The sequence below is a fragment of the Pseudomonas sp. RA_35y_Pfl2_P32 genome (genome assembly GCF_963970735.1).
Lineage (GTDB): Bacteria > Pseudomonadota > Gammaproteobacteria > Pseudomonadales > Pseudomonadaceae > Aquipseudomonas.
Window position 1 is genome coordinate 89400 of sequence record NZ_CAXAQF010000004.1, and the last position, 21352, is coordinate 110751.

Sequence of the window (21352 nt, forward strand, 5' to 3'; positions counted from 1 at the left end):
TATCAGTCGGCGTGCTCGCTGCCGAACCCGCTTGGGTGGAACGACAGAACGACGATTTTTGACCCTGCCGAATAACGAGAGCCGGTGGCCGCCTGTAACTGTCCGCCGTCACGCACAAAATCATCTATGGAAGCGGCTATCAGGGTGGAGCAGAGTCTGTATGGACCATTTGAAAAAAAGCGCATCCGTGCTAAAACCAATGTATTCAATACTATGTATTTTTGGATGCAATCAATGCACACGACTCGCCTATTCGATGATTCGCCCAAGGACTGAGGGGGCGTCGCAGCACAGCCGAGAGGTGTCAGGCGCTGGCTCATGGGCGCTCTGCTCTTTTGCTCGTCATGTGTTAGACGTCACCAACGTGGCCAATGCGCCCATTTCAGGAATGATAGCGAGCTTATATGCCCTCCAAAAAATCATCTTTAAGAATGAGCGGGCCTGGAGAAATTAGTACAAGCCCATTGCGTAGGTTCCCGGAAGTAGTTGACGCGATAGGGGGTTCCTCGCGAAGCGTTTTCAAAGACGCTGGTATCAGCCTTGAGCAATTTGCAAATGAAGACAACCACCTCGCCTACATTGATGTTGCCCGTTTGTTCAACACGGCATTCAAACACACTCAGTGCCCCCATATTGGCCTGCTGATCGGTGAGCGCTTTTCGCTGGATAATTTGGGGCCGGTCGGTCAGCTTATGCGTCTCGCGACTACACCAGGCGACGCATTGATCGACCTGGTTGGGCATGCCAATCTCTATGATCGTGGCGCGACCCCACTCCTTCTTCCCTTGGCGGGTCAACACAGTTTGTTGGGGTATGTCATTTATCGCCACGACCTGCCCAATCAATCATTACTCGTTGACACTGCCGTCATGGTTGGCCTGCAAATGTTGCGGACATTGTTAGGCGCTAACTGGACACCCGTTCGTGTTCAGTTTTCATATCGCAAGCCATCCGATATCACCCCGTACGTCAGAAAATTTCGCTGTAACATTCAGTTCAATGCAAGCATCTCCGGGCTTGTAATAAACAATCAGCAACTCCGGCAAATTCAATGTACGGCGAATCCACGCTTACACCACTTTCTTAAACTGGCCATTTCGACCGCCACGTCACCCTTGACGATTTCAGAACAAATAAAGAGCCAGACATACGCTCTATTATTGAAAGGCCAGGCAAACTCCAAGCACATCGCCGGTCAATTCTCATTAAATGAAAGAACGCTACGACGCCGGCTGGATGCGGAAGGTTCTCACCTTAAAGAACTGATCACCGACTCCAGAAGCAACTTCGCGCGGCAGCTCTTGAAAAATACGGATTTGCCGATATCCACAATCTCTCAGGCCCTTCAGTACCAGGATCCAAACGCCTTCTCCCGCGCATTCAAAACATGGACAAACACGTCACCACAGCATTGGAGAAATGAGCTGGGATAGCCTCCGTTGGGGTTGATTCAACAACTTCCATACCCCCCGCGATACCGCGCGCACTGTCCGAAAATGCAAGGTGCCTTTCTGATGATTGCCGTAAAGTGAACGCAACAACAGACTGGTTGCAAAGCTGACCTTCGGTTTTTTTGTGCTGTTCATGAGGCTGGCGATTAGTTGCACATGCGGTTGGAGCTCCGCGCAGACACTCAAAAAAGCCGCACAAAAAAAGTCGATGCCCTGGCCTTGGGGCGATCTAAGCTATATCGATTGAGTGATCTGATAGAGAGGGATTTCATGCCATTAAATAAAAGTATGTTGTCGATTACTGTTCTCGGTGCGCTGACACTCTTTACCAGTGGTCGCAGTGTTGCCGGTGGCCTGATGTTGTACGAAATCGCCACCGACAACGTCGGACTGGCCAATGCCGGTGCAGCGGCCCGGGCACAGGGTCCTTCGACCATAGCCAGCAACCCCGCTGGCTTAAGCTATCTCAGCGGAACACAGATCTCCGCTGGCGCTCAGGTTCTTTTTGGTGACTTATCGTTCGATCGGGACAGTGAAACCAATACGCCGGGCACTGGCAGCGGTAACGCGCTCGATCCCATACCGGGTGGCAGTTTCTTCATCAGCCATCAACTGGATGATCGGTGGTCCGTCGGCTTCGGTTCCTATGGCGATTTCGGCCTCGCTGAAAACTACGACAACGACTGGTCCGGCCGTTATTTCGTGCAAAACGCGAGCATTGCGGGACTGTCACTGGTACCCAGTGTCGCCTATCGCTTCAACGATCAATGGTCCGTCGGCGTCGGACTCAAAGCCATGTACGGGATGTTGAAGAGCGAAGCCGCCATCGATCAAGCGCCGCTCGGACTGACACAACGGGGTGACGGCCAATACAAATACCGGGACAGCACATGGGGTTACGGCGCCAACGCAGGCGTAATTTATGCCCCAAAGCCCGGTACCCGGATCGGCTTGGCTTACACCAGTCAGGTTGACCTCGACTTCGAGGATCGCCTGGATGTGGAGAGCAGTGCTCCGTTGGTGAGTCGCCTCAACAGCCTCAACACCAAGATCGACCTGAAAGTACCGCAAACGGCGACCCTCAGCCTGTACCAGCAACTGGACACGCAATGGGCGGTCCTGGCCTCGGTTAATTGGCAGGACTGGTCGAAATTCGGTGACATCGGCATTGACGTAGACACTTCCAGAACCGGTTCCCGGTCTACCTCGATCGATGCGCATTACAAAGACACGTATCAATTGGCGCTTGGCGCTCAATACCAGATGAACCCGGACTGGGCCTGGGATTTCGGTGTCGCCTATGACACGTCCGCTGTGTCCGACGGTAATCGTACGCTCACCGTGCCCATGGGCGCCGCCTGGCGCTTCGCCACAGGCTTTACTTATTCACTGAATAAAGAGACAGACGTGAATTTCAGTTGGGTCACGGTATGGATGGGGGACATGTCCGTCGATCAGCAAAAAACGCTGTCAGGCAATCGTGTCTCAGGCGAGTTCGACAACGCCTGGATTCAAGCCCTGACCGCGAACATGACTTGGCGCTACTAAAAAGTCGGCGAGCGTTTCAGATCTTCAGATGACTTAACCGTAGATATGAACACTCACGACGCCAGCTTGCACAAAACCAACGAGGTGAAAATGAACAGGAAGTCTCACAGTAGCTGGACAATGGCTGCAGCACTCGTCGTAGTAGGTTCAACGCTTTTCGCGGGGTGTGCGAACAAGAACGATCCGATCGCGCAAGCAGACAAGGCGGATGTAGCCAAGGGCGTTCCCGCCCCGAGCCTGGAGCAAACCAAGGCGATCGCCGAGGAAGGCTTTATCTACGGCTTGCCGCTGGTCATGAACTACGCCGTAATGAACGAATTCGCGGTGGACTCCAAGTCCAGCCAGTTCAAGGCCCCCTTCAACCAACTGCACCACGATCATAAGGTCGCGACCCCCGCTGACACAGCCATCATTACCCCCAACAGCGACACGCCTTACTCCTTTCTCTGGACCGACCTGCGCGCCGAGCCGTTGGTGATCAACGTGCCGGCCATCTCCAAAAAACGCTACTACTCGGTGCAACTGATCGACGGCAACACCTATAACTACGGCTACATCGGCAGTCGGGCCACGGCCAGCGCACCCGGGAGCTATTTGATTGCAGGCCCCGACTGGAAGGGGGCGACACCTCCAGGCATCGACAAGGTGTTCAGCTCCACGACCCCTTTCGCACTGACGCTGATCCGCACCCAGCTGTTCAATCCGGCCGACATGCCGAATGTCGAGAAGGTGCAGGCGGGTTACAAGGTCCAGCCGCTGTCCGCTTTCCTCCATCAACCCGCGCCGCCCGCTGCGCCGAAGATCGCTTTCGTGCCAGCCACCACGGAGGGCATCAAGGCCAACTTCTTCGAGTACCTGTCGGCGGCGTTGCAGTATGTGCCGCCATCGGCTGAGGACAAGGCGATCCGTGCGAAGCTGGCCAGCATCGGGGTAGGTCCCGGTCGCAGCTTCGAATTTAAGGACCTCTCGCTCGAGCACAAGGCCGTGGTCCTGCTCGGGATGAAGGCCGGTGATGAGAAAGTCGACAAGTTCCTCTCGAGCGGCATGAAAAACATCAACGGCTGGAGCGTCGGCGCGTTCTTCGGCGACCAGGCGTTCTACAAAGGCGACTGGCTGATGCGGGCTGGCGCCGCGAAGGCTGGTCTGTACGGTAACGACGCTGCCGAGGCGATGTACCCCATTACGCGTACCGATGGCACTGGCCAGACGTTGAATACCGGCAAGCACAACTACACGCTGACCTTCCCTGCCGGCGAATTGCCGCCCGTCAATGCCTTCTGGTCGGTGACCATGTACGACGGCAAGAGCCAACTGCTGATCAAGAATCCGATCAACCGCTACCTGATCAATTCGCCGATGCTGTCGGCCATGAAAAAGAACGCGGACGGTTCACTGACGCTGTATATCCAGAAGGATTCGCCGGGCAAGACCAAGGAGTCCAACTGGTTGCCCGCGCCTGACGACACGGCCTATCTAGTGATGCGCCTCTATTGGCCGAAGGCCACGCCGCCTTCAATTCTTCCCGCTGGCGCGGGCAGCTGGCAGCCGCCGGCAGTGGTGGCATCGAAGTAACGCGACGCTTGCGACTGCTTGCAGTTGGCAAGCAGTCGTTTGATTGCTCAGGCTGAGATCCAATGGACCCTATTCCGAAAGGGCTGAGGCCACAGGGTCTGACCTTGAATAAAAGACATTCAGGAACATATCTCTCAAGGAGTACCGTTATATGAACTTCTCGCACAAATGGATAACGGGTGCCGCACTGAGCAGCTTGTTATTGACCGGCTGCGTATCGAAAGTCACTGAAGTTGAGCAATACTCGGGCTACCTGTCCAACTACAACAACTTGCAGGAAGTCAAAACGGCAAGCGGCGGTACAACAATGCGTTGGGTCAGTCCATCGTGGAACCCGAATGCCTATGACACGGTGGTGTTCAACAATCTGGAGCTTTATCCCGCGCCCAAGCCCGATGAGCGGGTCAACCAGCAAACGCTGACCGACATCCAGAACTACATGACCAGTAAGGTTAAAGGCACCCTGGGTCAGAAATACCGTGTGGTTTCCAATACCAGCGCCGCGCCGGTGGGTTCCAACACCCTGCTGATGCGTGCGGCGATCACCGGGGTGAACGCCGAAAACGAAGGGATGAAATGGTACGAAGTGGTGCCGATCGCCGCCGTGGTCGGAGCAACACAAGCCGCCACCGGCCACCGTGATCAGGACAGCACTTTGTTCATCGAGGCCGAGATTATCGATGCGAGAACCAACCAGACGGTAGCCAAGGTAGTACGCAAGGTGTTTGGTACAACGCTGGAAAACGAAAGCCAGAAGATCACCGCCCAGGACTTCAAAGCGGCGATCGACAAGTTGAATGTCGATCTCTGGGCGTTCATTCGCAGTTAAGCCTTGATTGAACTGCCAGATACCAATAACGAGGTGAACCGTAATGAAAATAATCCTGTCCTGGCTGTCAGTCACGTTGATGACGGTGCTGATAAGTGCCTGTTCCGCCGTCGGGTCAACCGATGGCGGCGCTGGTGAAATCGAGATTCGCTCAGGGAAGATCGAGCAGATATCGCTGACGCAGATGCAGACCAACCACGACAGTGGTGTCGGCGCCGTACTCGGTGGCCTTGGCGGTCTGGCGCTTGGCAGCTTGGTCGGGGGTGGCACCGGGCGTGACGTCGCCATGGTTGCCGGCGCGCTCGCCGGTGCTGCTGGCGGTAACTACGCCGAGAAGAAAAAGTATGACCAACCGGTCGAGGCGCAACAGATCATCGTGCGGGTCAGCAGTGGCGTGCTCGTATCGGTGACTCAACCGATCAATCCGTCCCTGGCCAAGGGCTCGAAGGTGTATATCCAGGGCTCAGGCAATGATGCCCGCGTTGTGCCGCAAGGCAGTGAAGGCTGACTGTAAACGGAACTCGACATGAACAAGTACGTTGAACGACTCTTGCTATCACCTTTGTGTTTAGGTATTTCCGTTTCCAGCCAGGCTGACGATCAGGCGGAACTGGCTAAGCAGTCATTAAATCCAGTCGCGGCACTGTACAGCTTGCCCATTCAATACAACTGGAATCAGAAAATGGGTCCCTCCGGTAATGGAATCCAGAGCGTAACCAATATCCAGCCGGTATTACCCTTCACACTTAATGAAGATTGGAATCTGATTTCTCGCACGATCCTCCCGATCATTGATCAGCACGGGTTGGCTCCGAGGGGTATCGCCGATAAAAGCGGAGTGGGCGACACCTCTCAAAGCTTCTTTTTCTCGCCCAAAAAGCCCACCGAGGACGGCTGGATCTGGGGCGCAGGCCCCGCGTTGTTGTTACCGACCGGCAGTGATGAGCTTCTGAGTAGCGAACAATGGGGAATTGGACCGACAGCGGTGGCATTGAAGCAAGCCAACGGTTGGACGACCGGTATTCTGGCGAACCATATCTGGTCACTGGACAACGACCCGGCCGATGACAAGGAGAAGGTCAACCAGACGTATCTACAACCCTTCCTGGTTTATACGACAACGTCGTACACCAGTTATGGAATTAATACCGAATCCACTTACGACTGGGAAGCCAGGGAGTGGAATGTGCCGATCAACTTGTTCGTGACGCAATTGTTCAAAGTCGGCAAGCAGCCCATGAGCCTTCAGATGGGACCGCGATATTGGGCGGACAGTCCTGAAGAGGGTGCACACGGCTGGGGCTTTCGAGTGGCGTACACCCTACTTTTTCCTAAGTGAAACTAGAGTATCAGCGGACCGGCAGTTGACTGTCCGATTCACTCATCCAATACGAAAAATGGAGTTTCAAGTTCATGATAACCACACTCCGGAGAACATTTGGCTGTGCGATGGTATTGCTCGCGTCCATTGGATTTACGCACGCCCAAACAGCGGACATCACTCCTGCCGAAACGAAAGCCATCGCCGAAGAAGGCTATATCTACGGTCTGCCCATCGTGATGAACTACGCGATCATGTACGACTATGCCGTGGACAAGAGCTCCGGCCAGTACAAGGCACCGTTCAACCACATTCACAGCATGCACAATGTTTTTACCTACAAGGACACGGCCATCGTCTCGCCGAACAGCGACACCCCGTATTCCTTAATGTTCATGGACCTGCGTAGCGAGCCGATCGTGCTCTCGGTACCGGCGGTAGAGAAACCGCGGTACTACTCGGTGCAGCTCATCGATAACAGCACCAACAACTTCGGTTACATCGGCAGCCGTACCACCGGCAACGCAGCCGGCGATTACATGCTGGTCGGCCCAGACTGGAAGGGCGTGACCCCGACAGGCATCAAGAAGGTTTTTCGTTCCAGCACACAACTGCCCTTCGTGATCTTTCGCACTCAGCTCTACAACCCGGCGGACATGCCAAACGTCGAGAAGATCCAGTCCGGTTATGCGGCCCGGCCGCTATCGGCTTATCTCAAGCAGCCTGCGCCGCCTGCCGCGCCGGCGCTCGACTTGCCGAAGATCGACAAAGACTTGATGAAGACCGACTTCTTCAAATATCTGGGTCTTGTAATGCAGCTTGCCCCTGCTACACCGGAAGAAACGGCGATCCGCGCGAAGCTGGCCCGCCTGGGCATTGGCGCCGGCAAGGACTTCAACTTCCAGGATCTGTCCGCCGAGCAAAAAGCCGCAGTGGTCGAGGGCATGCAGGCTGGGCATGCGAAGGTCCAGGACGCGGTCAATCATCTCGGCACGCAGGTCAATGGCTGGAACATCGTGAGTTCCGGCGGTAATGCCGCGTTCTACAAGGGTGATTGGCTAAAGCGCGCCGCCATCGCACAAGCAGGCATCTATGCCAACGACGCCGAAGAGGCCACGTATCCGATGGCCAAGATCCTGTCCGATGGTACGCCGCTTGACGGCAGCAAACACAACTACACCATCACCTTTCCCGCTGGACAGCTTCCGCCGGTCAATGCTTTCTGGTCGGTGACGATGTACGACGGCAAGTCGCAATTGCTGATTAAAAACCCGATCAATCGCTACCTCATCAACTCGCCGATGCTACCCGACATGAAGAAGAACGCAGACGGCTCGTTGACGCTCTACATCCAGAAGGACTCGCCCGGCGCGGACAAGGAAAGCAACTGGCTGCCCGCACCGAATGATCTGATCTACATGGTGATGCGCCTGTATTGGCCGAAGACGCAAAACCCTTCCGTCCTGCCGCCTGGCAAAGGCACGTGGAGTCCGCCCGCGATCGTTAAAATCAATTGAGTTCACCTGACGATCAGTTGTAGTGGGCGTCAGGGTTTCGCACAGGCCCTGACGTGCGCAGTGATACCCAAAGGCCGACGGTGGCCGCAAACCGTAGATATTGTTGTTTTGGCGTTATTTGCACGGCACTGCGCATGCCGCGATTCAACGCCATTGGATGGATCCCCCTCCTCAAGAGGGGGGCGGTGTGAGCACGGCGTGTTCACGATGCGCTTGACGCACCGTGTATATCCTTCCACCGTCCAACAGAGAACAACAAGCATGTTTTATGAAAACATCGACACCTCCTCCATCAACGACGAGGACCTGCCGTGGGTTCCGTTCGCACCTTACAGCGATGAAATCTTCATCAAATACATCAAATGCGACCCGGTTCGCGGGGAAACCATCACCCTGCTCAAGGCCCCGGCCGGGTCTTCTCTGCCCAAGCACCATCACTCCGGCACGGTCATCGTTTACACCATCAAGGGTGGCTGGAAATACCTGGAGCACGACTGGATCTCAAAACCGGGCGGCGTGGTGTTCGAAACCGCAGGTTCCAGCCATACGCCGATCGTGCTGAGTGAATATGGCGATGAACTGATCACCTTGAATATCACCCAGGGCGACCTGCTGTATTACGACGATAACAACAACGTCGTGGCCATCGAGAACTGGAAATCCAGCGTGGATCGTTACCTGGCGTTCTGCAAAGCCAATGATATCGAGCCCAAAGACATCACCAGCTTTGCGGTCTGACCAGCCTTCCAATCTCTCGGCCGTCCGGTGTTCGACCGGGCGGCTGCGCCGTTGCAATGAATAAAAAACGGAGACACCCATGTCCCAGAAGCTGCAACCCGCCGGACGTTTCACCCTGAAACTCTGCGCACTGTTGGCCAGCTCGGTCGCATCCGCACAAGACTCGCTGCCCTTCCCGCCGACGCCTTCGGCCAGTGACGCCAAACCGACGCTGCAAGAATCCAAGCACCAGAAACGTCAGCAGCAATCCCGGCTTCCTGCCGAGGCCCCCAATATTCTGGTGATCATGCTCGATGACGCCGGCTTCGCGCAGTCCGACACCGTCGGCGGCGCAGTCCATACGCCGACCCTGAGTCGAGTCGCCGACAGTGGTGTGCGCTACAACGCTTTTCATACCGCGGCCATCAGCTCCGCTACTCGCGCCGCATTGCTCACCGGACGCAACCATCACCGGGTTGGCAACGGCGTCATCGCAGAGCTGGCCACCGATTGGGAAGGCTACACCGGCAAGATCCCCAAAAGCTCGGCGACCATGGCCGAGGTGCTCAAGCAATATGGCTACAGCACCGCCGCGTTCGGCAAATGGCATAACACGCCCCCCCTGAACACCACGGTGGCCGGTCCTTTCGATACGTGGCCGACGGCCTACGGTTTTGAACATTTTTACGGTTTCCTGGCCGGCGAAACCTCTCAGTACGAACCGCGTCTGTACCGCGACACAACGCCAATCGAACCGGCGCGAGATCCGAAATATCACCTCAGCGAAGACCTCGCCAATCAGGCCGTAAACTGGTTGCAAGACCATCAGACCTACGCGCCGGCAAAACCATTTTTCATGTATTGGACACCGGGTGCCGTGCATGGCCCGCACCAAGTGAATGCGCAATGGGCCGATAAATACAAAGGCAAGTTCGACGGTGGCTGGGACGCCTATCGTGAACAGACGTTCGTTCGCCAGAAAGCGCTGGGCTTTATCCCCCGGGACGCCGTCCTCACCCCACGCCCGGCGGAACTCCCAGCCTGGGACAGCTTGTCTTCCGAACAGAAACAGTATCAGGCGCGGTTGATGGAGGTGTATGCCGGCTTCCTGGAACATGCCGACACGCAGGCCGGCAAGATCCTCGACGAACTGGAGCGTGAAGGTAAGCGCGACAACACGCTGATCTTTTATGTCTTCAGCGACAACGGCGCTTCTTCCGAAGGGATGGAGGGCACGATTAATGAGTTGCTGGCCCAAAATGGGATTCCAGTTCCCAAAGAGCAGCAGCTGAAAGTCCTCGACGAGATGTATGGCGGCTTGTCCGCGCTCGGCGGCCCTAAACTTGAAAGCATGTACAACGCCGCGTGGGCCTGGGCAGGTTCAGGGCCATTCGTCGGCACTAAACTGGTCGCTGGCTACTTCGGTGGTACGCGCACACCGCTGGCTGTTTCCTGGCCGAAACAGATCAAAGCCGACGCCAGCGTTCGCGGACAATTCCACCATGTCAACGACATTGTCCCGACGGTCTATGACGTGCTGTCGATCACGCCACCCAAAGAGGTCAACGGTATCGCTCAGGACCCAATGGATGGCGTCAGCCTGCGCTACACCTTCAACGACGCTCAGGTGAAGTCGAAAAAACCGGCGCAATACTTCGAAGTCTTCGGCAGTCGCGGCGTCTACAAGGATGGTTGGATGGCCTCGGTTTTTGGCCCGCGCAAACCCTGGGTGCAAGGCTTCGCGCAGTTCATGGGCTGGAATCCGGTGAACGATCAATGGTCGCTCTACAACCTGCAAGACGACTACTCCCAGGCCAACGACGTAGCCGCGAGCAATCCGGAAAAACTTGCGGAGCTGAAGGCCGAGTTTGACGTGCAGGCCAAGGCTAACCATGTCTATCCGATTGGTGCCGGTCTCTACCCCTTCCTCGATCCGACTGCACGAATCTCCAGCAGCCAACGCGAATGGCATTTCAGTGATCGCATCCAGCGCTTTCCGGAATTTGCGGCCCCCAACCTGCGCAATCAGAACAGCAAAGTTGTCGTCGACGCCGAGGTTCCAGCTAACGCCACCGGCGTGTTGTATGCGTTGGGCGGTATCGGTGGCGGGGTCAGCCTGTACATGGATGACGGTTTCCTGAACTACGAGTACAACGCGCTGGCTATCTCTCGAGTCAAACTGCGTTCGGCCGAACGAGTACCCGCAGGCAAAGTCAGTATCGAAGTGCTGACGACCCTGTCGTCAGCCAAGCCCGGAGCGCCGGCCAATCTGAGCTTGCGACTTGACGGGCAGGAAGCCGCCAAAGGGGTGACACCGTTCACGCCGGCACTGACGTTCACCGCCAGCGAAACCTTCGACGTCGCTCAAGACCTCGGTTCCCCCGTCACCCTGGACTATTTCGAACGTGCGCCCTTTGCATTCAATGGCAAGGTCAAGGATGTACACGTGACGTATTTGCCTTGACCCTCAATGCCGCCCGGAAAACCGGGCGGCAGACTGATGACTCCCGGACCCTGCCCCCCATGCCTACCCACGAAACCCCGCCCCAGGGCTTGCATCTCATGGCCAAACCCGTCGGGCCGATCTGCAACCTCGATTGCAGTTACTGTTTCTATCTCGAAAAAGAACAGCTTTACCCGCCCAGGGAACGCTTCAGCATGACCGACGAGGTGCTGCGTCTGTATGTGCAGCGCTACATCGAGGCCCAGCCCACGCCTGAGGTCGAATTTACCTGGCAAGGCGGCGAACCGACGTTGCTGGGGTTGGATTTTTTTCAACGCGCGGTCCTGTATCAACGCCAGTTCGCAGGGAACAAAGTCATTCGCAACACGCTGCAGACCAATGGCACGTTACTCGATGACGACTGGTGCGCGTTCCTCGCCCGTGAACGCTTCATGGTGGGGATCAGCCTCGATGGCCCGCGATTCGTTCACGACCTCTATCGCCCCGACAAGCGCGGGCACTCCAGTTTCGATGACGTGATGCACGGTCTGGAACTGCTCAAGCAGCATGGCGTCGACTTCAATGTGTTGGTTACCGTGGCGCACGATGTCGCCAGATTTCCCTTGGAAATCTATCGATTCCTCAAGTCTGAAGGCGTTCGTCATATTCAGTTCAACCCCGTGGTGGAACGCGAGCCCAGCGCCTCACAGGTCAGCCTGGGTCTGCATTTCGCTATCCCGCCGGAATTGCGCTTGCACGTGGTGCCGGAGCCCGCGATGGTGACGGAGCAAACGGTCGCCCCCGAGGCCTATGGCGATTTTCTCATTACGATTTTCGACGAGTGGGTGCGCCAGGATGTCGGGGAGGTTCATGTCATGAACTTCGAATGGGCACTGGCCTCATGGTGCCAGCTGCCGGCCTCGGTGTGCCTGTTCAGCCCCCGCTGCGGCAAAGCGGCGATCGTGGAACACGACGGCAATGTCTACTCCTGCGATCACTACATGTATCCCGAGTATCTGCTGGGTAACCTGAAGACCGATGATCCTGCCGTGCTACTCGCCTCTGCTGCGCAACAAGCCTTTGGCGCCGCCAAGGAAGAGACACTGCCGACGTATTGCCAGCAGTGCGATTACCGCTTCGCCTGCCATGGCGAATGCCCGAAAAACCGCTTCATGAACGCGCCCAACGGCGAGCCGGGTCTGAACTATCTGTGTCCGAGCTACAAGAAATACTTTCGTCACCTGACGCCCTACATGAACGCCATGGCCCAACTGGTCAGCCACAACCAACCCGTGGCGTTGATCATGCAGGCCTTCGCCGGCCCGCTGATCGTGCCCCTGGATAAATAGCCTTTCAGCTCTGAAATCTGAAGTCGCGAAACTGTTCGCGAAGCTTCATCTTTTGCAGTTTGCCGGTGGCGGTATGCGGCAGCGCTTCGACGAAGGCCACATCGTCCGGCAGCCACCATTTCGCCACGCGGCTTTGCAACACCGTCAGCAGATCGTCTTTGCTCGCGGTTCTACCAGGTTTGAGCACCACCACCAACAACGGCCGTTCCTGCCATTTGGGATGAGGGATGCCGATCACCGCCGCTTCGGCGACGGCCGGGTGACTGACGGCAGCGTTTTCCAGATCAATCGAGGAAATCCACTCGCCACCCGACTTGATAACGTCCTTGGCGCGGTCGGTGATCTGCATGTAGCCGTCAGTGTCGATCGTTGCGATGTCACCGGTATCGAGCCAGCCCTCGCTATCAAGAATCTGCCCTCCCTCGCCGCCGTAATACTGGCTGGCGATCCATGGTCCCTTGACCAGTAGAAGACCGCTTGCCTTGCCATCTCGCGGTAGTTCAGCGCCTTGCTCGTCGACAATCTTCATCGACACCCCAAACAACGCCCGCCCTTGTTTGGCCTGCAGGTCAAGCACGGCTTCCAGCGGAGCATCACGGTGTTTGGGCAACGGATTGCAGATGGTGCCCAGCGGGGACATCTCGGTCATCCCCCAGGCATGCAAAACACGCGCATTGAAACGGGTTTCAAACGTATCGACCTGGCTGCGCGGCGCGGCGGCTCCGCCGATCACCACCCGGTTCAGGCACAGCTCTGTCGCCGGTTGCAAAGCCTGCGCCTCAACATGCTGTTGCAGCATCATCCACACCGTCGGCACACCCAGCGCCAGGGTCACCTGCTCATCTCGCATCAGCGTGTAGAGGCTCTCACCGTCAAGTGCGGCGCCCGGCAACACCAATTTTGCGCCACACATTGCGGCGGCATACGGCATTCCCCAGGCATTGACGTGGAACATCGGCACAACCAACAACGCTGAATCCGCCGCCGATAGACCGAAGCCATCCGAGGTACACAGCGCCAGCGAATGCAGGATCGAAGAACGGTGCGAATACAGCACACCCTTGGGATTGCCAGTGGTGCCCGAGGTGTAGCACATGGACGACGCCGTGCGCTCATCGAACTCAGGCCAGATGAAGTCGTTGCTGTGCCCGGCGATCAGGTCTTCGTAGCACATCAAGCCAGGCACATCGATTGCCGGCATTTGCTCCCGCTCACACAGAGCGATGAACGCTTTGACTGTCTTCAGGCGCGGCGCGATCTGCTCGACCAACTCAGCGAACGACAGGTCGAAAAGCAGGTACTGATCCTCGGCGTGGTTGGCGATGAATTCGATCTGCTCGGCGAACAGCCGCGGGTTGATCGTATGCAGTACCGCGCCCATGCCCGACACACCGAAATACAATTCCATATGCCGGTAACCGTTCCAGGCCAGGGTGCCGATTCGCTCGCCGGGTTGTACACCCAACGCAACCAGCGCATTGGCCACTTGTTTAGCGCGTTCGCCGATGTCGGCGTAAGTGCAGTGATGCACCGCTCCATCTGCCATGCGTGAGGCAATTTCGGTGTGCGGATGCGCCTTCAGCGCATGTTCCAGAACGGAAGAAATCAACAGCGGTTGATCTTGCATCAAGCCCAACATGGTTTTGTGTTCCTTTTATTCTTGTTTGATGTCGATGTTTCAGAAGCGGCGGAGACTCACTGGTAGCCGAGCGGATAAAGCATGCAAGCAGCCGCTTCAAGGAGCACGACGGAGCAGGAAATACGACAGCGCCGGGATCAGCACCAAGGCGCCGACCATGTTCCAGATGAACATGAAGGTCAGCAGGATGCCCATGTCGGCCTGGAACTTGATCGGCGACCAGGCCCAGGTGATGACGCCCGCCGCCAGGGTGATGCCAACCAGCGCCACCACTTTGCCGGTGAACGCAACGGAGTTTTTGTAGGCTTCGGTCAACGACAGACCGGCACGCTGCTGAGCCAACTGAACACTGAGCAGGTACAGCGCGTAATCGACACCGATGCCGACACCCAAGGCAATCACCGGCAAGGTCGCGACCTTCACGCCCATGCCCAGCCAGACCATCAACGCCTCGCAGAGAATCGACGTCAGCATCAACGGCACGACTGCCACCACCACCGCCCGCCAGCTGCGGAAGGTGATGAAGCACAGCACGATCACCGCGCCATACACGTAGAACAACATGGTGCGATTGGCGTCGCGCACGACGATATTGGTCGCCGCTTCGATCCCGGCGCTACCGGCGGCGAGCATGAACTGCCGATCGTCGTTACTGTGTTCACGGGCGAACTGATCGGCCACTTTCACCACGTGATCGAGGGTTTCGGCCTTGTGGTCGGAGAGATAAGCGATCACCGGCATCATCGAACAATCACTGTCGAACAGTTCCGGGTTGTTCACCGAGGCCTGTTGCGCGCCGTAGTTCAACACGTTCTGGTTGCGCGCGACGGTCAGCATTTTCGGGTTGCCTTCATAGGAACCCGCCGTAATCTGGCGCACAGCGTTGACCAGCGACACGGTAGTCTGCACACCCGGTTGCTGTTGCAGCAGCCAGCCGAGACGATCGGCTTCCACCAGGGTTTCGTACTTCAGGCAACCTTCGCTGGCGGTTTTGACCATGACCGCAAACTGGTCGCTGGACAGCGAATAATTGGCAGTGATGTAGGCGTTGTCGCGGTTGTAACGTGAGTCGGCGCGCAGTTCGGGTGCGCCCGGATCGAGATCACCAATCTTCAACTGCGTGCTGACCATGAAGCCACCTACCGCCAGCAACCCGGCCACCACCACCGCCACTGTTGCCCAACGACGCTCGGTAAAGCGGTCAAGCAGGCTCCACACATTGCCCAGCCCTTTCCCTTTCAGTTCCTGACTTTCCTGACGCAAGCTGCGCGCCGCCGCCTTGGGACTGACACCCCAATAAGACAGCAGCACTGGCAGCAGCACCAGGTTGGTGAAGATCAGCACCGCCACGCCAATGCTGGCGGTGACGGCCAGGTCCTGGATCACCGGAATGTCGATTAGCATCAGCACCGCAAAACCCACGGCATCGGCCAGCAATGCGGTCAGTCCGGCCAGGAACAGACGACGGAAGGTGTAACGCGCGGCGATCAACTGATGGGTGCCGCGTCCGACGTCCTGCATGATCCCGTTCATTTTCTGCGCACCGTGGGACACGCCGATGGCGAACACCAGAAACGGCACCAGAATCGAAAACGGGTCGAGTACATAACCGAACAAGGTGATCAGGCCCAGTTGCCAGACCACCGCAACCACCGAGCACAGAATCACCAGCGCGGTGCTGCGCACGCAACGGGTAAAGGCAAAGATGATGGCGGTGGCAATCAGCGCTGCGGCGCCGAAGTACATCATGATCAGCATCAGGCCGTCGATCAGATCGCCCACCAGTTTGGCAAAACCGATCACGCGGATCTTGATCGGGCCTTTGCCCTCTTCACCGGCGAGGTGTACCGCGCTACTGCCGGCAAACTCAAACTTGTTGCGTAGCTGCTCTTCAAGCATCCGCGAAAAATGGTGATAGTCGATTGCGGCGCCCGTGACCGGATCCTTCTCCAGCAGCGGCACCACAATCATGCTCGATTTGAAATTATTGCCGACAAGACTGCCGATGATGCCGGAACGGGCGATGTTCAAGCGCAGTTGCTCGACCCCACTGGCCGAGCCGTCGTAGGAGTCCGGCATGACCGGGCCACCACGGAAGCCCTCCTCCGTGACCTCGGTCCAGCGCACGGCAGGCGTCCACAATGACTTTATCCAGGCCCGGTCCACGCCCGGGGTCAGGAACAAGGTGTCATTGACCTGCTTGAGCACCTCCAGGTATTTCGGGTCGTAGATGTCGCCGTCGGTGTTTTCCACCACCACCCGAACCGTATTGCCCAGCCCGCGTAACGACTGGCGATTCTCAAGGTAGTTTTTGATGTACGGCTGACTCTGCGGAATCATCTTTTCGAAGCTGGCATTGAGCGTTAGCCCAGTGGCCGCGAAATAGCTCAGCACTACCGTCACGATCAGGCAGGTCAGCACCACCAGCAGGCGGTTGTTGAAAATCAGGCGTTCAAGGACATTGCCGGAGCGTGCATCGAAGCCCTTCAGCTCTCGGATCACCGGCATCGTATCGAGGTTGTAGTTACCCATGAAGTGGCTCGTCTCTTTTTATTATGTGGGATGTGGGCTCATTCGAAGGGCAACTGGCGCAAGCCCCGTGCGCCCGCGACCACCACGACGTCTGATGCGATGACCTGCGCCGCAGCGGCGGGCCCCAGGCGGTCTTGTGGCTTTAGCGTGAAACTGGCGCCGTCGTCGGTGCTGACAAGCACATGCCCGGCCTGGCTGACCAGGATGATTCGGCCGTCGGCGGTGATCGTGCTCGCGGTGATGCTTGAGGCCAGCCCCAGTTCAACCTTGTCCCAGTTCACGCCGTGATCGACGCTGCGATAAACATTGCCCCGCAGGCCATAAACGAGCACCGAGCCCGGCTTGCCGGTGATGCCGAAATAGCTGCCGCTGTAGGGCGTCGGGAGGTTGATGAAGCGTTGCGTTGCCAAGTCCAGTTTCAATACCAGGCCTTGCTCGCCGACAATGAACAGGTCATCGCCGATTGCTCGTATCCCGTAGAAATTCAGTGCTCCCGGATTGTCGGTGCGATCCATCAACGGAACCCAGCTCCGCCCGCCGTCTTCAGTGCGGAAAATCAGATTGAACGCGCCGACGATATAGCCGGTTTTATCATTGGCGAACCAAACGTCCAGAAAAGGTTTGTCAGCCCCTTCATCGACCATTCGTTGAGCCTCGGCCAATAACGCATCATTGGGCTGTTGCCCTTCTTGCCTCTGAAAATGTTCGAGCATGATCTGCCCCACCTGACGGCCATCGAGCTGACGCTTCCAGGTTTCACCCCTGTTGTCGCTGTGCAACACAATGCCGTCGTGCCCGACCGCCCACCCCTGCGTCGGGCTCGGAAAATGCACGGCCACCAGATCGGAACTCACCGGCACGTCTGCCTGGTGCCAGCGGACGCCGTTGTCATCGGAATAAAAAATATGGCCGCGTTGGCCCACGGCGACCAGGCGCTGACCTGCACGGGTCAACCCGGTGAACACCCCGCCAATCGCCTTGTCACTCTGAATCGCGGGGCTCGACAGCACGTCGACAACGTCAGCGGCGACGACGGATCTGGTGAATGGGGTAGCCAACGCCAAAATTAGCGCAGTGAGCGCAATCCATCTAAATGTATTCATGAGGTCTACTCGGCAAAAAAACCGCCGAACAGTGCGATACACACTGTCGGCGACAAGAAAACACCTGCGTTATGGCTCAGCGAATACCCGTGCCGGCCAATGACTCAGGTGCCCATTGCGCTTTCGAAAGCGGGTCGATGTACTTGACGCCGCCGTACGGCCCGTAGATGCCGGTGATGTTGTAGCTGCCAGAGACCAGGTCATAAATCATGTGGTTATCGGAATTCGGCGCCTGCACGTCATAGCTGTATGCCAGGTGTGCAAAGGACCCGCGGTACAGCTTGCCGCTGGCGTCATATTCATCCGAGGCCAGGGCGATCCAACTGTCTTCGTCGAGGTAGAAGGTGCGCTTGCTGTAGATGTGGCGTTTGCCCGGTTTCAGCGTGGCTTCAACCACCCACACGCGGTGCAACTCCCAGCGCACCAGGTCCGGATTGACGTGATGCGGCGTGGTGATCTCCGCAGCGACCTTGTGGTAGTTCAACTTGTACGTGTTGTAAGGAATGATCATTTCCTTTTTGCCGACGAGTTTGAAGTCGTAACGGTCCATTGCGCCGTTGAATACCCAGGCATCGTCATAGGTCGAAGCACCGGCCGAGCCAGGGTTTGGCGTGTCGTAGGCGATATCCGGTGCGAGTTTCACGCGGCGCTGACCTGGCAGGTATTGCCAGCCACGACGCTCCATTTTCAGAGGGTTGACGGCATCCTGCACCAGGATGGCTTCGCCTGCGCGACGGGCCGGGGCCTGGTAGTAGAGTTTGGTCTTGAAGAACAGATCCGTCTCTTTCGCCGGTTCCGTACGCTTCGGATCGTATAGCGGGTACTCCAGATAGCCATTACCGGTCGTGGCCAGTATCGCCCGGCCGGAACTGTCGACGTTCCAGGAGTCATATTTGATATTGGTGGCATAACCCTGATAACGCAGCAGGTGGTTCCACATGGCCTCATAGCCATCTTTCGGGATCGGGAACGGAACGCCCGGCAACGCGTTTTCCAGTGCTACCCCGCCTTCGAGTGTCTGGGTGCCGACGGCATTTTTTGCGGTGTTGTCCAGCAACCGTTGAGGGAGCGCAACGCTGCGATGGGTCGGAAACACATCGACCCGGAACGTCGGGTAACGCTTGAGCAGTTCTTGCGTGGTTGCGGTCAGTTTGTCGATGTATTGACTGACGTTTTTGCCATCGACGACAACGCGTGGCTTGTCGGCCTCGTAAGGGTCCGGACGGAACGAACTACCGGGTTGAAAACTGGCCGGCGCCGTGGTGAGACCGCCGGTGTAGGACGGAATGGTGTTGTCGGCATTGCCGGCCTTTTCAGCGCCGACGCCTGTCAGGCTGTTGCCGAGTTTGGCTGCTTCATCAGGGGACACGGCTGCGTGTGCCGCACCCGCGATGGCAACGGTCAAGGCAGTGGACAAAAGCGTATTGACGAACTTCATGGAGTGACTCCTGCTATCAAGCAAAGACTTCGATCAAATGGTCGTTTTGAAGGTAAAAGTGACCATGCCCCGATCCTTGAGCTGAGGCTGAGTACCGCCGAAAGCAGTGGTCTGCCCCGGTACGCAGTTGTATTGGCCGTTGGCCCCTGGTGCGGCACCCTCGCCCTGTGCACCTGCACCACCGGCTGAGCCGCAGGTGTCGAACGGACCAAAGTTGTCCACGTACTTCAGGTCAAACCGGTACTGGTTGTGCACGTCCATGCCAACGCCCACCGAGTAACTGCCGGAATCCTTGTTACCCCCGAGCTGAACCGACGAGTTGCCCGCAAGGCCGACGCTGTAGTTGGCCGGCAGGTACATATCGATGCCGGGGAACACCTGATACCAGGTCGGGTTGAAGTTGACGCCCAGGACGTAGTTGTCCCTGGTGACCTTGTCGACACCGCGATACCAGTCTTCGCCTTTGAACAGCTGCTTGTTCTCGGTGACGTCCAGCCAGCGGCTGTAGGCGAGTTCAACCAGCAAGGTCGAACTGTCCCAGACCGGTGTCGCACCGAAAGTGGTCAAGCCGTTGAGCACCGCGTGCACGGTGTTGCCTCGCGCCACGCCGTTATCACCATCAAAGCTGCTGATGAAGCCAGGCAAACCGGCAGCACCGGCTGCCGGACTGACCGTTGCCGGCACGCTGGCCAGCGGCATGTTGTGGCGATAGTTCAGGTCGAGACCGACGCTGACACCTTCGATGCTTTTCGACAGGCTGATGCCATAGATATCGATGTCGTCGACATAGAACTGGTTGTAGCTGCCGGCATTGCCGGAAATCAGTTGCGCAGGGCCGACCGCCGTTGGCTGCAACACCAGGTTGGGCAGAATGTCGGAGGTTTTGCGGTAGTAGAAACCCAGCGTACCCTGCAGCCATTCCGGGCTCCACTTGGCCATCAGGCCAAAGTCACCCTGGTTGTCCGGGGTAAACGTATGCCCGTTGGACAGCCGTAAAAACCGGTTGGCACCCAGTGGGCCAGGTGCGCCGAACAGCGGGTTTTGGCCGCCGATCAACGACAGGTTGTGCCCGCCATTTTGAATGCCGTCGTTGAACCCCAGATAAGTGCCCGACTCCGGCAACCGCGCGGCGTCCCAGTCCAGGAAGTACTGCGCGGCGAGGGTCAGTTCCGGGTTGACCGTTAAGCTGGTAGACAACTGATTACGCGGAATGAACAGTTCTTTGGCTTCTGTTCCCGGGACCGCCAGCGACTTGGAAATATCCAGGCCGGACTGGCCATAACTGTTGCCATGGGCAAAGGCGAGGATGCTTTCGCCCCAGTAAACGGTGTGCTTGCCGAGCTTGCCGCTGAGCAGTGATTCATCGCCGACTTCAGTGCTGCCAAAGACGAAGGCATCAAGGATTTCCGAAGAAGGGCCGTTGTAATACCGATCGGCGTAACCGCTTTGATGACGAGAGTCCGGCTTACCGTTGTTGAGCTGATTGGTCGAGGCGTTGTCACGGCCAATATCGTCGTAGGCATGGTCGTACCAGGTGTTGGCGCTGACACGAAAACCGGCTTTTTCTTTGTAAACCACGTCCAGTTCGGACAGCACATCCAGTCGCTGAGCAACGGGACTGCCGGAGGAGAAGTTGCGATTCCCGTCATTGTTGTTCCATGAATTGGCCAACTTACTGTTGGGGGCTTCCACGCGCTGGGCGTAGTTGAACTTCAGCGTGTTGTCGAAGCGAACCGCAAAATCTTCATTCCCCGTGTTGATCTCCACAGCCCCCACGGGCGCGATGCCCAGGCCGGTGAGAATGGCGGAGGCCAACAACCCTTTGCGAAGGTTTGCATGGCAGATCTTATTATTTTTGTTCATCTAGCTTGCCACCTGCTCTATGGTTTACGA

General features: G+C 57.3%; 16 protein-coding genes. 10 read left to right on the forward strand and 6 right to left on the reverse strand.

The genetic code is table 11. From position 1 onward, the window contains the following. Nucleotides 1–2: 2 nt before the first annotated feature. A complete protein-coding gene (locus AACY45_RS05390) occupies nucleotides 3–320 on the reverse strand; it encodes a hypothetical protein (RefSeq protein ID WP_339544499.1) in 318 nt (105 codons plus the stop codon). A gap of 84 nt (nucleotides 321–404) precedes the next feature. Between AACY45_RS05390 and AACY45_RS05395 the strand changes: the two genes are divergently transcribed. From AACY45_RS05395 to AACY45_RS05440, 10 genes are all read left to right on the forward strand, one after another. Beyond that, nucleotides 405–1433: an AraC family transcriptional regulator gene (locus AACY45_RS05395; RefSeq protein WP_339544500.1), complete on the forward strand. Its 1029-nt coding sequence runs from the start codon at nucleotides 405–407 to the stop codon at nucleotides 1431–1433. Between the two features lie 306 nt (nucleotides 1434–1739). After that, nucleotides 1740–2999 (forward strand): OmpP1/FadL family transporter, encoded by a 1260-nt coding sequence (locus AACY45_RS05400; protein ID WP_339544637.1) that lies wholly within the window; start codon nucleotides 1740–1742, stop codon nucleotides 2997–2999. 120 nt (nucleotides 3000–3119) lie between these two features. Continuing rightward, a complete protein-coding gene (locus AACY45_RS05405; protein ID WP_339544638.1) occupies nucleotides 3120–4571 on the forward strand; it encodes a DUF1254 domain-containing protein in 1452 nt (483 codons plus the stop codon). A gap of 151 nt (nucleotides 4572–4722) precedes the next feature. Then, a complete protein-coding gene (locus AACY45_RS05410; protein ID WP_339544501.1) occupies nucleotides 4723–5400 on the forward strand; it encodes a DUF3313 domain-containing protein in 678 nt (225 codons plus the stop codon). Between the two features lie 43 nt (nucleotides 5401–5443). Further along, entirely contained in the window at nucleotides 5444–5908 is a 465-nt protein-coding gene (locus tag AACY45_RS05415; RefSeq protein ID WP_339544502.1) for a glycine zipper 2TM domain-containing protein, read from the forward strand. Between the two features lie 18 nt (nucleotides 5909–5926). Beyond that, nucleotides 5927–6739 (forward strand): transporter, encoded by an 813-nt coding sequence (locus AACY45_RS05420; protein ID WP_339544503.1) that lies wholly within the window; start codon nucleotides 5927–5929, stop codon nucleotides 6737–6739. A gap of 110 nt (nucleotides 6740–6849) precedes the next feature. Beyond that, nucleotides 6850–8238, forward strand: coding sequence for a DUF1254 domain-containing protein (locus tag AACY45_RS05425; RefSeq protein WP_339544639.1), 1389 nt, complete (start codon nucleotides 6850–6852; stop codon nucleotides 8236–8238). A 261-nt stretch (nucleotides 8239–8499) separates the two neighbouring features. Then, on the forward strand, nucleotides 8500–8976 hold the full coding sequence (locus AACY45_RS05430) for a 2,4'-dihydroxyacetophenone dioxygenase family protein (protein WP_339544504.1): 477 nt from the start codon (nucleotides 8500–8502) through the stop codon (nucleotides 8974–8976). A 79-nt stretch (nucleotides 8977–9055) separates the two neighbouring features. Further along, nucleotides 9056–11419: an arylsulfatase gene (locus AACY45_RS05435; protein WP_339544505.1), complete on the forward strand. Its 2364-nt coding sequence runs from the start codon at nucleotides 9056–9058 to the stop codon at nucleotides 11417–11419. A gap of 59 nt (nucleotides 11420–11478) precedes the next feature. Beyond that, the gene (locus AACY45_RS05440) at nucleotides 11479–12747 is read left to right on the forward strand and encodes an anaerobic sulfatase maturase (RefSeq protein ID WP_339544506.1); all 1269 of its coding nucleotides are present in this window, start codon (nucleotides 11479–11481) and stop codon (nucleotides 12745–12747) included. 4 nt (nucleotides 12748–12751) lie between these two features. On the opposite strand, the gene AACY45_RS05445 is transcribed toward AACY45_RS05440, so the two are convergent. The 5 genes from AACY45_RS05445 to AACY45_RS05465 form a co-directional block, all read right to left on the reverse strand. Continuing rightward, on the reverse strand, nucleotides 12752–14386 hold the full coding sequence (locus tag AACY45_RS05445; RefSeq protein ID WP_339544507.1) for a 3-(methylthio)propionyl-CoA ligase: 1635 nt from the start codon (nucleotides 14384–14386) through the stop codon (nucleotides 12752–12754). A gap of 96 nt (nucleotides 14387–14482) precedes the next feature. Beyond that, nucleotides 14483–16918 (reverse strand): efflux RND transporter permease subunit, encoded by a 2436-nt coding sequence (locus AACY45_RS05450; protein ID WP_339544508.1) that lies wholly within the window; start codon nucleotides 16916–16918, stop codon nucleotides 14483–14485. A gap of 38 nt (nucleotides 16919–16956) precedes the next feature. Then, nucleotides 16957–18021, reverse strand: coding sequence for a WD40/YVTN/BNR-like repeat-containing protein (locus AACY45_RS05455; protein ID WP_339544509.1), 1065 nt, complete (start codon nucleotides 18019–18021; stop codon nucleotides 16957–16959). Between the two features lie 76 nt (nucleotides 18022–18097). Continuing rightward, nucleotides 18098–19459: a DUF1329 domain-containing protein gene (locus AACY45_RS05460; RefSeq protein ID WP_339544510.1), complete on the reverse strand. Its 1362-nt coding sequence runs from the start codon at nucleotides 19457–19459 to the stop codon at nucleotides 18098–18100. A 33-nt stretch (nucleotides 19460–19492) separates the two neighbouring features. After that, nucleotides 19493–21322 (reverse strand): DUF1302 domain-containing protein, encoded by a 1830-nt coding sequence (locus tag AACY45_RS05465; RefSeq protein WP_339544511.1) that lies wholly within the window; start codon nucleotides 21320–21322, stop codon nucleotides 19493–19495. Between the last annotated feature and the right edge of the window lie 30 nt (nucleotides 21323–21352).

Excerpts from the sequence above, each read along its gene's own strand:
- AACY45_RS05465 (WP_339544511.1), bottom strand. The coding sequence starts at position 21,322 with ATGAACAAAAATAATAAGATCTGCCATGCAAACCTTCGCAAAGGGTTG.
- AACY45_RS05395 (WP_339544500.1), top strand. The coding sequence starts at position 405 with ATGCCCTCCAAAAAATCATCTTTAAGAATGAGCGGGCCTGGAGAAATT.
- AACY45_RS05440 (WP_339544506.1), top strand. The coding sequence starts at position 11,479 with ATGCCTACCCACGAAACCCCGCCCCAGGGCTTGCATCTCATGGCCAAA.
- AACY45_RS05420 (WP_339544503.1), top strand. The coding sequence starts at position 5,927 with ATGAACAAGTACGTTGAACGACTCTTGCTATCACCTTTGTGTTTAGGT.
- AACY45_RS05410 (WP_339544501.1), top strand. The coding sequence starts at position 4,723 with ATGAACTTCTCGCACAAATGGATAACGGGTGCCGCACTGAGCAGCTTG.
- AACY45_RS05430 (WP_339544504.1), top strand. The coding sequence starts at position 8,500 with ATGTTTTATGAAAACATCGACACCTCCTCCATCAACGACGAGGACCTG.
- AACY45_RS05405 (WP_339544638.1), top strand. The coding sequence starts at position 3,120 with ATGGCTGCAGCACTCGTCGTAGTAGGTTCAACGCTTTTCGCGGGGTGT.
- AACY45_RS05390 (WP_339544499.1), bottom strand. The coding sequence starts at position 320 with ATGAGCCAGCGCCTGACACCTCTCGGCTGTGCTGCGACGCCCCCTCAG.
- AACY45_RS05460 (WP_339544510.1), bottom strand. The coding sequence starts at position 19,459 with ATGAAGTTCGTCAATACGCTTTTGTCCACTGCCTTGACCGTTGCCATC.
- AACY45_RS05455 (WP_339544509.1), bottom strand. The coding sequence starts at position 18,021 with ATGAATACATTTAGATGGATTGCGCTCACTGCGCTAATTTTGGCGTTG.
- AACY45_RS05400 (WP_339544637.1), top strand. The coding sequence starts at position 1,740 with ATGTTGTCGATTACTGTTCTCGGTGCGCTGACACTCTTTACCAGTGGT.
- AACY45_RS05450 (WP_339544508.1), bottom strand. The coding sequence starts at position 16,918 with ATGGGTAACTACAACCTCGATACGATGCCGGTGATCCGAGAGCTGAAG.
- AACY45_RS05435 (WP_339544505.1), top strand. The coding sequence starts at position 9,056 with ATGTCCCAGAAGCTGCAACCCGCCGGACGTTTCACCCTGAAACTCTGC.
- AACY45_RS05425 (WP_339544639.1), top strand. The coding sequence starts at position 6,850 with ATGGTATTGCTCGCGTCCATTGGATTTACGCACGCCCAAACAGCGGAC.
- AACY45_RS05445 (WP_339544507.1), bottom strand. The coding sequence starts at position 14,386 with ATGTTGGGCTTGATGCAAGATCAACCGCTGTTGATTTCTTCCGTTCTG.
- AACY45_RS05415 (WP_339544502.1), top strand. The coding sequence starts at position 5,444 with ATGAAAATAATCCTGTCCTGGCTGTCAGTCACGTTGATGACGGTGCTG.